7 protein-coding genes and 1 riboswitch are annotated in these 16,988 nt (G+C 58.7%); all 7 genes read left to right on the top strand.

The window, feature by feature from the left end; translation table 11 throughout:
• Nucleotides 1-340: 340 nt before the first annotated feature.
• The 7 genes from ACKFRX_RS02260 to ACKFRX_RS02290 all read left to right on the top strand — a co-directional run bounded on the left by ACKFRX_RS02260 (nucleotide 341) and on the right by ACKFRX_RS02290 (nucleotide 16,982).
• On the top strand, nucleotides 341-3,835 hold the full coding sequence (locus ACKFRX_RS02260) for a DNA-directed RNA polymerase subunit beta (protein ID WP_005322877.1): 3,495 nt from the start codon (nucleotides 341-343) through the stop codon (nucleotides 3,833-3,835).
• A 106-nt stretch (nucleotides 3,836-3,941) separates the two neighbouring features.
• The gene (locus ACKFRX_RS02265; protein ID WP_179387368.1) at nucleotides 3,942-7,937 is read left to right on the top strand and encodes a DNA-directed RNA polymerase subunit beta'; all 3,996 of its coding nucleotides are present in this window, start codon (nucleotides 3,942-3,944) and stop codon (nucleotides 7,935-7,937) included.
• A gap of 367 nt (nucleotides 7,938-8,304) precedes the next feature.
• Complete coding sequence (locus ACKFRX_RS02270; protein ID WP_408919260.1) at nucleotides 8,305-9,828, top strand: hypothetical protein; 1,524 nt, start codon at nucleotides 8,305-8,307, stop codon at nucleotides 9,826-9,828.
• A gap of 32 nt (nucleotides 9,829-9,860) precedes the next feature.
• Nucleotides 9,861-13,538, top strand: coding sequence for a putative Ig domain-containing protein (locus ACKFRX_RS02275; RefSeq protein ID WP_408928043.1), 3,678 nt, complete (start codon nucleotides 9,861-9,863; stop codon nucleotides 13,536-13,538).
• Between the two features lie 504 nt (nucleotides 13,539-14,042).
• A riboswitch (TPP riboswitch) is annotated at nucleotides 14,043-14,173 on the top strand.
• Nucleotides 14,163-14,777, top strand: coding sequence for an ECF transporter S component (locus tag ACKFRX_RS02280; protein ID WP_005322871.1), 615 nt, complete (start codon nucleotides 14,163-14,165; stop codon nucleotides 14,775-14,777). It overlaps the preceding riboswitch by 11 nt.
• A gap of 14 nt (nucleotides 14,778-14,791) precedes the next feature.
• A complete protein-coding gene (locus ACKFRX_RS02285) occupies nucleotides 14,792-16,219 on the top strand; it encodes an ABC transporter ATP-binding protein (RefSeq protein ID WP_408928044.1) in 1,428 nt (475 codons plus the stop codon).
• Nucleotides 16,212-16,982, top strand: coding sequence for an energy-coupling factor transporter transmembrane protein EcfT (locus tag ACKFRX_RS02290; protein WP_005322868.1), 771 nt, complete (start codon nucleotides 16,212-16,214; stop codon nucleotides 16,980-16,982). Before ACKFRX_RS02285 ends, ACKFRX_RS02290 begins: the two co-directional genes overlap by 8 nt.
• Nucleotides 16,983-16,988 lie beyond the last annotated feature (6 nt).

The following is a 16,988-nucleotide window of genomic DNA, read 5'->3' on the forward strand; positions in this document are numbered from 1 at the left end:
TGAGATTTTAGTGGTAGGGTGCTCGGTGGTTGTCGCGCACAGTCGCGCGGCATGGACGCGTTAGCGCCGCGGCGAGCACGAGCTTGCCCCCTAGCGCGGTAGCGACACGCCCCAAGAGTGGTGTGTCTTTACATGGCAGGTCTTTTCCTATAAGCTATTTCGTTGCGCTGGAATCTGGATCTTCGGTGCACATTTAGCCTTTCAGGCCGGTGATGGCAAAACCGACTTGACAAGGTGATTTTGTGCATTCTGAACCCAGACACTCCACAGCAGACCGAATGCTAGAATTACCAGCGGTTTTGCGGCTCGTCGGCCAGGGCGAGCAGGCAATCCGCGTGAGGTGCTGGAAGGACCCATCTTGGCAGTCTCCCGCCAGACCAAGTCAGTGGCCAATATCCCCGGAGCCCCGAAGCGATACTCGTTTGCAAAAATCAGCGAGCCTATCGCCCTGCCGGGTCTCCTTGACGTACAACTTGATTCCTTTGATTGGCTCGTTGGCGCGCCGGAGTGGCGCGAGCGCGAGCAGGCTGAGCGCGGCGATGACGCCCGCGTGACGAGCGGCCTCGAGGACATCCTCGAAGAGCTCTCGCCGATTGAGGACTACTCGGGCAATATGTCCCTGTCCTTGTCGGAGCCGCGCTTTGAACCGGTGAAAAACACCGTGGATGAGTGCAAGGAAAAGGACATCAACTACTCCGCGCCGCTGTACGTGACCGCAGAGTTTATTAATAACGACACCCAAGAGATTAAGTCGCAGACCGTCTTCATCGGCGATTTCCCGATCATGACGGATATGGGCACGTTCATCGTGAACGGTACCGAGCGCGTCGTCGTCTCTCAGCTGGTGCGCTCCCCGGGCGTGTACTTCGATCGCTCGATCGATAAGTCGACCGAGCGCCCGCTGCACTCCGTGAAGGTTATTCCTTCCCGCGGTGCATGGTTGGAGTTCGACGTCGACAAGCGCGACACCGTCGGCGTACGCATTGACCGCAAGCGCCGCCAGCCGGTAACCGTGCTGCTTAAGGCACTGGGCTGGAGCGAGGAGCAGATCAAGGATCGCTTCGGCTTCTCCGAGCTCATGATGTCCACCCTGGAGTCCGACGGTGTAGCAAACACCGACGAGGCACTGCTGGAGATTTACCGCAAGCAGCGCCCAGGTGAGCAGCCCACCCGTGAGCTGGCTCAGTCCCTGCTGGATAACTCCTTCTTCCGTGCAAAGCGTTACGACCTGGCTAAGGTCGGCCGCTACAAGGTCAACCGCAAGCTGGGGCTCGGCGGCGACCACGATGGTCTGATGACCCTGACCGAGGAAGACATTGCCGTCACCCTCGAGTACCTGGTCCGCCTGCACGTAGGCGAGCGCGAGATGAAGGCACCGAACGGTGAGATGATCGCCCTGCACACAGACGACATCGACCACTTTGGTAACCGTCGCCTGCGTACCGTGGGTGAGCTCATCCAGAACCAGGTCCGCGTCGGCCTGTCCCGTATGGAGCGCGTTGTGCGCGAGCGCATGACCACCCAGGACGCGGAGTCCATCACTCCGACCTCCCTGATTAACGTGCGCCCGGTCTCTGCTGCTATCCGCGAGTTCTTCGGTACCTCGCAGCTGTCCCAGTTCATGGACCACAACAACTCGTTGTCCGGCCTGACCCACAAGCGCCGCCTGTCCGCGCTGGGCCCGGGCGGTCTGTCTCGTGAGCGCGCCGGCATTGAGGTGCGAGACGTTCACGCTTCTCACTACGGCCGTATGTGCCCGATCGAGACCCCTGAGGGCCCGAACATTGGCCTGATTGGTGCGCTGGCGTCCTACGCCCGCGTGAATGCTTTCGGCTTCATTGAGACTCCGTACCGCAAGGTTGTGGACGGCAAGATCACCGACCAGGTGGAGTACCTCACCGCCGATGAAGAGGACCGCTTCGCTATTGCTCAGGCCGAGGTCGAGCAGGACGCAGAGGGCAACCTCACCGGCGAGCGTATTGAGGTCCGCCTGAAGGACGGCGACATCGGGCTTACCGACGCCGCCGGTGTGGACTACGTTGACGTCTCCCCGCGCCAGATGGTTTCCGTGGGTACCGCCATGATTCCGTTCTTGGAGCACGACGATGCTAACCGTGCCCTGATGGGTGCGAACATGCAGAAGCAGGCAGTGCCGCTGGTGCGCTCCGAGGCCCCGCTGGTTGGTACCGGCATGGAGCAGCGCGCTGCGTACGACGCTGGCGACGTTGTCATCACCCCGAAGGCCGGTGTGGTCGAAAACGTCACCGCTGATGTCATCACCATCATGGATGATGAGGGCCAGCGCGATACCTACATCCTGCGTAAGTTCGAGCGCACCAACCAGGGCACCAACTACAACCAGACCCCGCTGGTTTCCATGGGCGAGCGCGTAGAGGCCGGCCAGGTTCTGGCCGATGGCCCGGGTACCCACAACGGTGAGATGTCCCTCGGCCGCAACCTGCTGGTTGCCTTCATGCCGTGGGAAGGCCACAACTACGAGGACGCCATCATCCTCAACCAGCGCATCGTGGAAGAGGACATCCTGACCTCCGTCCACATCGAGGAGCACGAGATCGATGCTCGCGATACCAAGTTGGGCGCCGAGGAAATTACCCGCGAGATCCCGAACGTCTCCGAGGACGTCCTGAGCGACCTGGACGAGCGCGGCATCATCCGCATCGGTGCCGACGTCCGCGCCGGCGACATCCTGGTGGGTAAGGTCACCCCGAAGGGCGAGACCGAGCTGACCCCGGAGGAGCGCCTGCTGCGCGCCATCTTCGGCGAGAAGGCCCGCGAGGTCCGCGATACCTCCATGAAGGTGCCGCACGGTGAGGTAGGCAAGGTCATTGGCGTTGCTCGCTTCTCCCGCGACGATGATGACGATCTGGCCCCTGGCGTCAACGAGATGATTCGTGTCTACGTTGCCCAGAAGCGCAAGATCCAGGACGGCGATAAGATGGCCGGCCGCCACGGCAACAAGGGTGTTGTGGGCAAGATTCTACCGCCAGAGGATATGCCGTTCATGGAAGACGGCACCCCGGTCGACATCCTGCTGAACACCCACGGTGTGCCGCGTCGTATGAACATTGGCCAGGTCCTTGAGGTTCACTTGGGCTGGCTGGCACACGCTGGCTGGAAGGTCGATACCGAGGATCCAAAGAACGCCGAGCTGCTCAAGACCCTGCCGGAAGAGCTCTATGACGTTCCTGCGGATTCCTTGACGGCGACCCCGGTCTTCGACGGTGCTACCAACCATGAGATCGAGCGCCTGCTGGCTTCTTCCCGTCCTAACCGCGACGGCGATGTGCTGGTGGATGAGCATGGCAAGGCCACGCTTTTCGACGGCCGCTCGGGCGAGCCATACAAGTACCCGATCTCTGTCGGCTACATGTACATGCTCAAGCTGCACCACTTGGTCGATGAGAAGATTCACGCCCGTTCCACCGGTCCTTACTCCATGATTACCCAGCAGCCGCTGGGTGGTAAGGCCCAGTTCGGTGGCCAGCGCTTCGGCGAGATGGAGGTGTGGGCAATGCAGGCATACGGCGCTGCCTACACCCTGCAGGAGCTGCTGACCATCAAGTCCGATGACGTCGTCGGCCGTGTGAAGGTCTACGAAGCCATTGTTAAGGGCGACAATATTCCAGATCCGGGCATCCCTGAGTCCTTCAAGGTGTTGCTCAAGGAGCTGCAGTCCCTGTGCCTGAACGTGGAGGTTCTCTCCACCGACGGCACGCCGATGGAGCTGTCTGGCTCTGATGACGATGACATGGATAGCCCATCGCTTGGCATTAACCTGTCCCGCGATGAGGGTTCTTCCGCTGACATCGCCTAGTTAGTTTCTTGGTCCACCGCGGGAAAATCCCCGCGGCAGGGCATAAACGTTTCATTCATAGAAAGCCATCAATTCCTCGACAACGAGGATGAAAGGGAGACATTACGTGTTTGACGTAAATCTCTTCGACGAGCTCCGCATCGGTCTGGCCACCGCAGACGATATTCGTCGCTGGTCCAAGGGCGAGGTCAAAAAGCCCGAGACCATTAACTACCGCACCCTGAAGCCGGAGAAGGACGGCCTCTTCTGCGAGCGCATCTTCGGCCCCACCCGTGACTGGGAGTGCGCTTGTGGCAAGTACAAGCGCGTCCGCTACAAGGGCATCATCTGTGAGCGCTGTGGCGTTGAGGTGACCAAGTCCAAGGTTCGCCGTGAGCGCATGGGCCACATCGAGCTGGCTGCTCCGGTAACCCACATCTGGTACTTCAAGGGCGTTCCTTCCCGCCTGGGCTACCTGCTGGACCTGGCTCCGAAGGATCTCGAGCGCATCATCTACTTCGCAGCCAACATCATCACCTCCGTGGATGAAGAGGCCCGCCACAACGACCAGTCCACTCTGGAAGCAGAGATGCTTCTGGAGAAGAAGGACGTTGAGGACGATACCGAGTCCGAGATCGCAGAGCGCGCCTCCAAGCTGGAGTCTGACTTGGCTGAGTTGGAAGCAGCCGGCGCCAAGGCAGATGCCCGCAAGAAGGTACAAAACGCTGCCGATAAGGAGATGCAGCACATCCGTGAGCGCGGCGAGCGCGAAATCGCCCGCCTGGATGAAATCTGGAACACCTTCATCAAGCTGGCTCCGAAGCAGATGATCATTGATGAGACCATCTACGAAGAGCTGGTTGACCGCTACGAGGATTACTTCACCGGCGGCATGGGTGCAGAAGCCATCCAGACCCTGGTCCGCAACTTCGACCTCGAGGCTGAGGCCGAGGAACTGCGCGAGATCATCAACAACGGCAAGGGCCAGAAGAAGATGCGTGCCCTGAAGCGCCTGAAGGTCGTTGCTGCCTTCCTGCGCTCCGGCAACGATCCGGCAGGCATGGTGCTGGACGCCATCCCGGTTATCCCGCCAGAGCTGCGCCCGATGGTGCAGCTGGACGGTGGCCGCTTCGCTACCTCCGACCTGAACGACCTCTACCGCCGCGTAATCAACCGCAATAACCGTTTGAAGCGCATGATCGACCTGGGCGCTCCAGAGATCATCGTGAACAACGAGAAGCGCATGCTGCAGGAGTCTGTAGACGCGCTCTTCGATAACGGCCGCCGTGGCCGTCCGGTTACCGGCCCGGGCAACCGTCCGCTGAAGTCCCTGTCTGACTTGCTCAAGGGCAAGCAGGGCCGCTTCCGCCAGAACCTGCTGGGTAAGCGTGTGGACTATTCCGGCCGTTCCGTTATTATCGTTGGTCCGCAGCTGAAGCTGCACGAGTGTGGTCTGCCGAAGCTCATGGCGCTCGAGCTGTTCAAGCCGTTCGTCATGAAGCGCCTGGTAGAAAACGACTACGCTCAGAACATCAAGTCCGCCAAGCGCATGGTTGAGCGCCAGCGCCCAGAGGTGTGGGACGTTCTGGAGCAGGCCATTTCTGAGCACCCAGTGATGCTCAACCGTGCACCTACGCTGCACCGCCTGGGTATTCAGGCCTTCGAGCCGAAGCTGGTTGAGGGTAAGGCTATTCAGCTGCACCCGCTGGCTTGTGAGGCGTTCAACGCCGACTTCGACGGTGACCAGATGGCAGTCCACCTGCCGCTGTCCGCTGAGGCACAGGCTGAGGCCCGCGTCCTGATGCTGGCGTCCAACAACATTCTGTCCCCGGCATCCGGTAAGCCGCTGGCCATGCCACGTCTGGACATGGTTACCGGCCTGTACTACCTGACCATGGACAAGTCCGAGGACGAGATCGGCGGCAATGGTCGCTTCCGCGAGGCAGAGGAGGACAAGCCAGCTACCGGCGTCTTCTCCTCCTACGCTGAGGCCCTCATGGCCTATGACCGCGGCACCGTTGGCCTGCAGGCTCCGATCAAGGTCCGCATCGATCACCTTCGCCCGCCGAAGGAGATCGAGGAAGAGCAGTTCCCGGATGGCTGGACCAAGGGCCAGGCATGGATGGGCTACACCACCATCGGCCGCGTCATGTTCAACGAGCTGCTGCCATGGAACTACCCGTACCTCGAGGGCATCATGGTCCGTAAGGGCGGCGGCTCCGGCAACAAGGTCCTCATCGGTGACGTGGTCAATGACTTGGCCAATAAGTACCCGATGATCACCGTTGCTCAGGTGCTGGACAACATGAAGGATGCCGGCTTCTACTGGGCAACCCGTTCCGGCGTGACCATCACCATGTCTGACGTTCTGGTTCTGCCGAATAAGACCGAGATCCTCGAGTCTTATGAGAAGGAAGCAGAGCGCATCGAGCGCAAGTACTGGGAGCAGGGCGCCCTGACCGAGCGCGAGCGCTACGACCGCCTGGTTGAGCTGTGGAAGGACGCTACCGATACCGTCGGTGAGGCCGTCGAGAACATGTACCCGGACCACAACCCGATTCCGATGATTGTGAAGTCTGGTGCTGCCGGTAACATGCGTCAGATCTGGACGCTGGCCGGTATGAAGGGCATGGTTGTGAACTCGCACGGTGATTACATCACCCGTCCGATTAAGACCTCCTTCCGCGAAGGCCTGTCCGTGCTGGAGTACTTCAACAACTCCCACGGTTCCCGTAAGGGCCTGGCCGATACCGCACTGCGTACCGCTGACTCCGGCTACCTCACCCGTCGTCTGGTGGACGTGGCCCAGGACGTCATCGTCCGCGAAGAGGACTGTGGCACCCGCCAGGGCGTCCGCGTCCCAATCGGCGAGGAGTCCGGCGACAAGGTTGTTCTCTCCGAGCTGTGGGAGACCTCCGCATCCGGCCGCGTTATCGCGACCGACGTCAAAGACGCCAACGGCGAGGTTGTGGCCGAGGCCGGCTCCGACCTCACCGAGGAGCTCACCCAGAAGCTGCTTGACGCTAAGGTCACCGAGGTCAAGGTTCGCTCCGTGCTGACCTGCCAGACCCCGGCCGGCGTTTGTGCTAAGTGCTACGGCAAGTCCATGGCTTCCGGCCAGCTCGTCGATATCGGCGAGGCCGTCGGCATCGTGGCTGCACAGTCCATTGGTGAGCCGGGTACCCAGCTGACCATGCGTACGTTCCACCAGGGTGGTGTCGGTGGCGATATTACCGGCGGTCTGCCGCGTGTTCAGGAGCTCTTCGAGGCCCGTAACCCGAAGAACCGCGCTCCTATCGCCTCCGTTGACGGCACCGTTTCCCTGTCCGATGAGGGCAACTTCTGGACCTTGACCATCACCCCGGATGACGGCTCTGATGACGTGGTCTATGAGAAGCTCTCCAAGCGTCAGGGCCTGGCTCAGGTTCGTCGCCCGATGGAGTCCAACCCAGACGCCATGATTGAGCGTTCCCTCAAGGACGGCGACCATGTTGAGACGGGTGACCGCCTGATGCGTGGTGCGGCTGACCCGCACGACGTGCTCGAGGTCCTCGGCCGCCGTGGCGTGGAGCAGCACCTCATCAATGAGGTTCAGGCTGTGTACCGTACCCAGGGTGTGGCTATCCACGATAAGCACATCGAGATCATCATCCGCCAGATGCTGCGCCGTGGCACCGTCATCGATGCGGGTACCACGGACTTGCTGCCGGGTAACCTCATCGACCTCTCTGAGGCCAAGCAGCTCAACGCTGCCCAGGTTGCAGAGGGCGGCGAGCCGGCTCAGCTGCGCTCGGAGATCATGGGTATTACCAAGGCTTCCTTGGCTACCGAGTCCTGGCTGTCCGCTGCATCGTTCCAGGAGACCACTCGCGTGCTTACCGACGCCGCTATTAACAAGCGCTCCGATAAGCTCATTGGCCTCAAGGAGAACGTCATCATTGGTAAGCTGATCCCAGCCGGTACCGGTATCTCCCGCTACCGCAACATCTCCGTCAAGCCGACCGAGGCTGCACGCAACGCTGCATACTCGATTCCGACTTACGGCGATTCCATCTACGGCGATGACGGCTTCGGTGAATTCACCGGTGCTTCCGTCCCGCTGGATGAGGACTTCACCTTCTAAACGAGAAGAAGCAAGCTCAATATAGAGCGCGAGAAACACCTCCGCTGTCTTGAAGTAGTCAAGATGGTGGGGGTGTTTTCGTATATGTTCCAGTTATATGGGATAACACCCATAACATTTTATAGGCGTATCCATGGGGCCCGTACCGGTAGCTATAGTAAACGTTTTATGATTACGCCGTTAACCTGCGAAAAGGCTGTGAACTCTTAATGTTTCGAGTGTTGCGGTTCCCAGTGAACATTAATATGATTCAGGTTGGAGACAGCCAACATCAATACAAAAGTCAATATTTGGCTCCAGGTATGAGTGTTGTCTATGTTGCTGTTCTTTGGACAATCCCTATTCTCATTCTAAGGAAGGGCTTTTCATGAAAATGAAGAGTTTTAACGGTGTAACTCGCCGTCGCGGCACTACAATCGCTGCCGCTGCTCTCTCTGTTGCTCTCGTAGCTCCATTCGTTCACCCGGTTGTTGCTCCGCAGAACGCTGCGGTTGCACAGGCTCAAGACACTGCTGATGCTTCTGTTCCCGGCAGCTCTGGCAATAACCCGATTGACGCCGACGCCATCGCTAGTGGAGATGTGACCAGCGGAAGTGGCCTGAAGAAGGTCAATGGTGCTCCAGTTTATAACGGTCACGTGTACCTGCTGGCGGGGCAGAACTCTCAGACCTCCGAAAACGATGGTAAGGCGCACGTTCCGGATGGCACAACGGTGTTGTTCCAGTGGATTGATGACGACGGCGCAGTTAGCCCGGTGTACTCGGCAAAGACCCACTTCTTGGAGTATGGCGGGGATGGCACCACCTCTGGCCCGGGTACTTTTGTTTTCGCTCCGGGATCTTGGACCGATAAAAACGGTAAGGAACACACTTACCGTATGAATGCAAAGGCGCGCATTTGGCTTGCCGAGGGTCAAACTGGTCGCGCTGGCCAGCCATTGCAGCAGGTGTACCAGTGGCCCGGCCGTTTCCCTGGTTTTTACGGTCCGGTCGGTAATGAGCCGAATGGTGCGTTTGGTCTTGCGGGCCAATATATGGCGCGTACCGCTCTTGACGTCGTTGAAGCGCCTGCGCCGTACATGACGGCTGATCCTAGTGAGTGGAAGATTGACACTGACGGCTACGATGTCGCTCCGGATAGCCGTGAGGATCCGAACCAGTTCTACATTGAGGGTCGCGTGTGGCTGGAATCCGAGCAGGAGCGTGGGCATATCGGACTTCCGACGTCTGCGGGTGAGCGATTCGTTGAAGGCTACAAGGTCGTTTCTACGATTTTGACTGATGAAGGCCTCCAGGCCGTGAAGCAGTTTGACGGTGAGCGCCCTGACGTGCGTGCTGACAAGATTCGTCAGCTGTTTGAGAACGACGCTAACCGCGAAAAGTTCATCGCGCAGACGGTGGTTAATGAGACGAATAAAGACGGCTACTACCGTGCTCACTTTGACACGGAAAACGAAGAGGCACTGAAGTACGCTTACCAGTTCGTTCAGGACCCCGAAGGTAACTGGAAGCCGACTTACGGTGCCCACGGTGCGAACCTTTTCCAGCCTTTGAACCAAAAGACTTCTGGTGCGGTGAAGAACCCCTTAGGGCGTCCTGGTTGGTATAACTCTCACCTTCCTGTTGCGGTTCGCTTCGTCGATCAGATCAAAGTTGTCAAGTTTGACGGGCAGGATGCTACTGGCGTGGCCGCGCCTGGTCAGAAGGCTGATATTGATGTAACCCGCGTCTTTGACGAGACCAATCCGGTTCGAGTTGTATGGCGTGACGAGCGTGGTCGTGAGCTGAAGGCTTGTGACGGTTTGACTGATACGGCCAGTGCTGAAGCGTGCTCCTTGGATATTCCGAAGGACATCAAAAACCGCAGACTATTCGTGTTGAGCTCGAGGTAGATGGCAACGTTACAGCTTCGGACTCCTTTGTTGTGTCTTCTGCTCCGTCGATTACCACTGGTTCTGAGACGGATGAGGTTCCGGCTGATGGTTCGGAGAAGACCTTGGATGACAAGGTTAAGAACCCGACTGAGGGCATGACTGGTGAGGTCTTGGATGAGTCCGGTGACCCGATTGACGGTGCCAAGGTTGAGGTTGATCCGGAGACTGGTGACGTCAAGGTGACGGTGCCGGAGGGTACTGATCCGCAGGATGCCAAGGTTGTTGTTAAGGACAAGGATGGCAAGCCGGTTGGTGATCCGATTGATGTGAAGATCACTGAACCGAAGGGTGAAACTCCGGCTCCGTCGATTACCACTGGTTCTGAGACGGATGAGGTTCCGGCTGATGGTTCGGAGAAGACCTTGGATGACAAGGTTAAGAACCCGACTGAGGACATGACTGGTGAGGTCCAGGACAAGGACGGCAATCCGATTGATGGTGCCAAGGTTGAGGTTGATCCGAAGACTGGTGACGTCAAGGTGACGGTGCCGGAGGGTACTGATCCGCAGGATGCCAAGGTTGTTGTTAAGGACAAGGATGGCAAGCCGGTTGGTGATCCGATTGATGTGAAGATCACTGAACCGAAGGGTGAAACTCCGGCTCCGTCGATTACCACTGGTTCTGAGACGGATGAGGTTCCGGCTGATGGTTCGGAGAAGACCTTGGATGACAAGGTTAAGAACCCGACTGAGGGCATGACTGGTGAGGTCTTGGATGAGTCCGGTGACCCGATTGACGGTGCCAAGGTTGAGGTTGATCCGGAGACTGGTGACATCAAGGTGACGGTGCCGGAGGGTACTGATCCGCAGGATGCCAAGGTTGTTGTTAAGGACAAGGATGGCAAGCCGGTTGGTGATCCGATTGATGTGAAGATCACTGAACCGAAGGGTGAAACTCCGGCTCCGTCGATTACCACTGGTTCTGAGACGGATGAGGTTCCGGCTGATGGTTCGGAGAAGACCTTGGATGACAAGGTTAAGAACCCGACTGAGGGCATGACTGGTGAGGTCCAGGACAAGGACGGCAATCCGATTGATGGTGCCAAGGTTGAGATTGATCCGAAGACTGGTGACATCAAGGTGACGGTGCCGAAGGGTACTAAGCCGCAGGATGCCAAGGTTGTTGTTAAGGACAAGGATGGCAAGCCGGTTGGTGATCCGATTGATGTGAAGATCACTGAACCGAAGGGTGAAACTCCGGCTCCGTCGATTACCACTGGTTCTGAGACCGATGAGGTTCCGGCTGATGGTTCGGAGAAGACCTTGGATGACAAGGTTAAGAACCCGACTGAGGGCATGACTGGTGAGGTCCAGGACAAGGACGGCAATCCGATTGATGGTGCCAAGGTTGAGATTGATCCGAAGACTGGTGACGTCAAGGTGACGGTGCCGAAGGGTACTAAGCCGCAGGATGCCAAGGTTGTTGTTAAGGACAAGGATGGCAAGCCGGTTGGTGATCCGATTGATGTGAAGATCACTGAACCGAAGGGTGAAACTCCGGCTCCGTCGATTACCACTGGTTCTGAGACGGATGAGGTTCCGGCTGATGGTTCGGAGAAGACCTTGGATGACAAGGTTAAGAACCCGACTGAGGGCATGACTGGTGAGGTCCAGGACAAGGACGGCAATCCGATTGATGGTGCCAAGGTTGAGATTGATCCGAAGACTGGTGACGTCAAGGTGACGGTGCCGAAGGGTACTGATCCGCAGGATGCCAAGGTTGTTGTTAAGGACAAGGATGGCAAGCCGGTTGGTGATCCGATTGATGTGAAGATCACTGAACCGAAGGGTGAAACTCCGGCTCCGTCGATTACCACTGGTTCTGAGACCGATGAGGTTCCGGCTGATGGTTCGGAGAAGACCTTGGATGACAAGGTTAAGAACCCGACTGAGGGCATGACTGGTGAGGTCCAGGACAAGGACGGCAATCCGATTGATGGTGCCAAGGTTGAGATTGATCCGAAGACTGGTGACGTCAAGGTGACGGTGCCGAAGGGTACTAAGCCGCAGGATGCCAAGGTTGTTGTTAAGGACAAGGATGGCAAGCCGGTTGGTGATCCGATTGATGTGAAGATCACCGAGCCGAAGACCGATGCCCCAGACACCTCTAATGCTTCTGTAGTGCCTGACACTGTGACCGTTGTTGAGGGTCAGGAGGCTAAGCCGTTCGAGGTTGCTAAGGACATCCCAGAGGGCGGCCAAGTTAAGGCTGAGGGTCTGCCGGCTGGTTTGACCGTGAACCCTTCCACTGGTGAGGTCACCGGTACTCCAGCCAAGATTTCTGACTGGGGTAAGGATGAAGAAGAGCGCGATGTTGAGGTAACTGTTTCTGTCACCGATAAGGATGGCAAGGAAGTTGCTCAGGATACCAAGACTGTTACGGTTCAGCGTGATACCGATGGCGATGGCCAGCCGGATGTCACCGACACCGATGACGACAATGACGGTGCTACCGATGCAGAAGAAGAAAAGGCAGGCACCGATCCGAAGGATGATTCTTCTAAGCCTGCTCTGACTGATGAGCCTTCGGTTGTTACCGATAAGGTAACCGTTGTCGATGGTCAGGAAGCTGACCCGTTCGAGGTTGCAAAGAACATCCCAGAGGGTGGCAAGGTTGCTGCTGAGGGTCTGCCTGACGGCTTGAGCGTTGATGAGTCCACTGGTGAGGTCACCGGTACTCCGTCGGTTTCTGACTGGGGTAAGGATGAAGAAGAGCGCGATGTTGAGGTAACTGTTTCTGTCACCGATTCCGATGGCAAGGAAGTTGCTCAGGATACCAAGACTGTTACGGTTCAGCGTGATACCGATGGCGATGGCCAGCCGGATGTCACCGACACCGATGACGACAATGACGGTGCTACCGATGCAGAAGAAACTGAGGCAGGCACCGATCCGAAGGATGCAAATTCCAAGCCGGAAGCCAAGCCTGGTGATGACCAGGGAGCAACCTCCGTTGATAAGTCCGGTGTGAAGGATGTAAAGCCTTCCGGTGAAGACCAGAACACCGGCATCAAGGTGACCAACCCTGATGAGGGCACCAAGGTTTCTGCTACGGATAAGAATGGCAAGGACGTTCCTGCCAAGATTGATGACAACGGCAACGTTGTTGTTACTCCGGGTGAGGACGTTGAAGGCCCAATTACCGTAGTCATCGAGGACGAAGACCTTGATGGTGGTAAGGCCGAGGTTGAGGTCGGCGTTAAGGGCGAAGAGCCGGACAATCAGGGCGGTTCTTCCGACCTGACTGGCGGCTCCTCCTTGCCGGACCTGTCTTCTGGTTCTTCCAATGTTGATTGGAAGCGCTGTGCGCCGGCTGCTGCTGGTGTAGGCATCCCGCTGCTGTTCCTGCTGCCGATTGGTCTGGCTTCCCAGATGAACATCCCGGGCTTCTCCCCGCTGGTGAAGCAGGTTTCTGCTCAGATTGATGGCATCAACCGTCAGCTGGGTGCGCAGAACACTGCGCTGCAGAAGCAGCTGGGCATCTACAATGGCCCGCTGGCTCAGCAGGCAAATCAGATTAACCTGATGCTGAAGAAGGTTAGCCCTGAGGCTGGCCGCATTGGAGGTGGCATTGCACTGGCAGCCGCTGGTGCTCTGGCTCTGGGTCTGGTGGCAAACGCTTGTTCTCCGAACGGCGGTTCTTCCAGCTCCTCCAGCTCCTCTAAGTAATCGGTTCCGTGTGGGGCTTCGGCCCCACACTTCCGCGCCACGGGAAGGGCGTTAGCTTCCCGTCTGCTAGGGAATGAGATGCTGCCGGAGCCGGGGTGAGTCCCGGTTCTGGTGGGTGTCTTTCCTGCTAGGGCCGAGGAATGTGGTTTCAGTTTCGGAATTGCGAAAACTCCTGTATTGTTTCTGGCGTTAACATCGAAGTAAATATTTTGCTGAAATTCTCGCCCAATGCGGCTTAGTAATTTCATGGGACTTGGATTCTCCTGAGGTATTTTTTCCTTTCCTTAGAACCTTTGACTAGAGGATCCATGGAGCCCCGTCGCGGAAGTAAGAGGCCGCGGCGGGGCTCATTTTTGTTCTGGGCTGCTTGGGTGGGGGAGAAGGGGGCGTCGGCAAGCGGGGGCTTGTGGGGAAACTAATGCTGGTGCGCTGGGGAGGGCTTGCTAGGATGAATGCAGCTTTTGGTCAGGTTGTCTTAAACTCCTGGCGCAAGCGTTTGAGAACTACACACATCACGGGTGCTCGTCCGCTGCTATTGGGTAGCTGCGATGGGCTGAGACGCCGCCAGATGCGCGGTGAACCGTAGAACCTGATCCGGGTAATGCCGGCGAGAGGGAGGAAATTATGACTACTAATACACGTGTGTCCGCTGCCCCGAAGCGCAGCCTGAACTGGCGCGTGGTCGATATTGTGGTGGCGTCCGTTTTGGGCGTGGCCTGCGGAGTTTTATTCCTGGTATGGAATGCAGTGGGTTATGCCTGGTTTGAGGCTATGGATGCCGTGACCCCGGGCCTGGGAGGCATTGCTACTGGCATTTGGCTTATCGGTGGTGTGCTGGGTGGCCTGATTATTCGCAAGCCGGGTGCGGCCATCTATGTTGAGGTTTTGGCCGCCACCGTATCGGCGGTGCTGGGCTCCCAGTGGGGCATTAGCACCCTGTACTCGGGCTTGGCGCAGGGTATCGGCGTGGAAATCATCCTGGCGATCTTCCTATACCGCAAGTTTGGCCTGGGGGTATCTATTCTGGCTGGCATGGCAGCGGGCTGGGGTGCCTTTATCCTGGAGCTGTTTACCTCCGGCAACCTGGCTCGCTCATTTGAGTTCAACCTCATCTACTTGGTTACCTTGAGTATCTCCGGCGCTATCTTGGCCGGTGCGCTGGGCTTCTTCCTGGTGAAGGCCCTGGCCAAGACCGGTGGCTTGGATCGCTTTGCCGCAGGCCGTGAACAGCGCGCTTAGGGCGTGTTGCGTACGTGTCTGATTGTGCATCATTGGCGGGAAACGCCACCAAGATAACGGCCCGCGGATTCGGCTGGACCCATGCCGGGCGCAGCGAGCCGGCCCTGTCCGATATTGACGTAGTTATCGAGCCGGGCGAACGCGTGCTTTTATGCGGTGACTCCGGATCGGGCAAGTCCACCTTCCTTGCGGCGATGGCCGGTGTATTGGGCTCCGATGAGGAAGGAACCCGCACGGGTGAGCTTCTTTTGGAGGATTCCAGCGGCCGGGTGGAGGAGCCGGGGCACACCATCCCGGTGGGGCTGGTGCTCCAGGACCCGGATTCGCAGGTGATCTCCGCGCGCGTGGGCGATGACATTGCCTTTGGCTGCGAGAATTTGGCGTATCCGCGCGAGGAAATCTGGCGCCGCGTGGCCGCCGCTAAGGAACTGGTTGGCCCGTTCGTGGATCTGGATTTCCCCACCGAGCGGCTCTCTGGTGGGCAGAAGCAGCGCTTGGCGCTCGCCGGCGTCATCGCTATGGGGGCGGGCGTGGTGCTTCTCGATGAACCCACGGCCAACCTTGACCCCGCCGGCGCACGCGATGTGGTGCGCGCCGTATCCAGGCTGGTGGAAGAAACCGGCGCGACGCTCGTGGTGGTAGAACACCAGCACGCGGCGTGGGACGGCGTGCTCGACCGCGCAGTGGAGCTGGACCGCGGGCGCATCGTGGCCGATACATCCTTCGCGGAGGTGGCCCAGCGCCGCCAGGTTGCAGGATTGCCGCAGGCGCGCCGTATGGGCGAGGCCGAATTGGCAGGGCGCGAGGCCGCGCTGTGGAGTACGGACCTCGTCACCCGCTATGGTCCGCCGCGCACGATTGCGCTGCCTGCGGGAGCATCTACGGTCATTACCGGGCCGAATGGCACGGGTAAGTCCACCTGGTTGATGACCATGGCCGGGTTGCTGCCGGCAAAATCCGGTGAGATCGGGGTGGCCGATTTCGTGCGTCGCGGGGTCAAGGGGCCGCCGCTGCGCTGGAAATCGCGCGAGCTGGCGGACCGCATTGGCTTTGTCTTCCAGAACCCGGAGCACCAATTCGTCGCCCGCACGGTGGCCGAGGAGTTGCGGGTTGCGCCCAAGGTAATGCGCGTGGACCCGCCGGAGGAGAGGATCGCGCAGCTGGTGGAATCACTGCGGCTGGAGCATCTCTTGGAGGCCAACCCGTTTACGCTTTCAGGCGGCGAGAAGCGGCGCCTATCGGTGGCTACTGCCTTGGTCACCGCGCCGTCGGTGCTGCTCTTGGATGAGCCCACCTTTGGGCAAGACCCCCAGACCTTTGTGGAGCTGGTGCGCTTGCTGCGGCAATTGGCAGATGATGGCACCACCATCGCCTCTATTACCCATGACCCGCTATTTATCCAGGCCTTGGGGGATCACCGAGTGGAGGTTCACGGTGCCTAATCTTTTGCGCGGGGCTAACCCGCTAAGCCGCATCTTTTTGATGTTTATCTGGGTTACCCCACTATTGGCCTCCATTGACTGGGTCTCGGCCGCGGTATCGCTGTCGCTTACCCTGATCCTTGCGCCGCTGTGCGGGGTGTCATGGGTGCGGCTTTTTAAATCCGGGTGGTTCCTGTTTCTCATTGCGCCGATTTCTGGCATCTCGATGCTGTTGTACGGCGAGCCTGGTGGTAAAGAGTATTTCAGTTGGTGGCTGGTGCAGGTCACCGAGAATTCCCTGACCCTCGCGATCGCCATTACGCTGCGTGTCTTTGCAGTGGCGCTGCCCATGGTGGTCCTAGCCCGTGATATTGATCCGACCGAATTAGGCGATGCTCTCTCGCAGATCCTCAAGCTGCCCTCGCGCTTTGTTATTGGTGCGGTCGCCGGGGTGCGTATGATGACGCTATTTCAATCTGACTGGCAGTCGCTGGGTATGGCGCGCAGGGCGAGGGGGCTGACGGACGTCGGCAAGCTGCAGCATTTGCTGACCATGTCCTTTGGCCTTCTGGTAATTGCGCTGCGCCGCGGTGGCAAGTTGGCAACGGCCATGGAGGCGCGCGGTTTCGGCCGTACCCCGCCTGGCGGTGGGAAGCGCTCGTGGGCGCGTGAGTCGCGGCTGCGGGCCCGCGATGGGTGGATCATGGTCTGCGGCGCCGTCCTTGCTTTCGTACCGGTGGTAGTTTCGGTACTCACTGGGGCCTGGAGATTCTTCGGCCTATAACCCGCG

It is taken from the genome of Corynebacterium tuberculostearicum (assembly GCF_046097465.1).
GTDB lineage: Bacteria > Actinomycetota > Actinomycetes > Mycobacteriales > Mycobacteriaceae > Corynebacterium > Corynebacterium tuberculostearicum_I.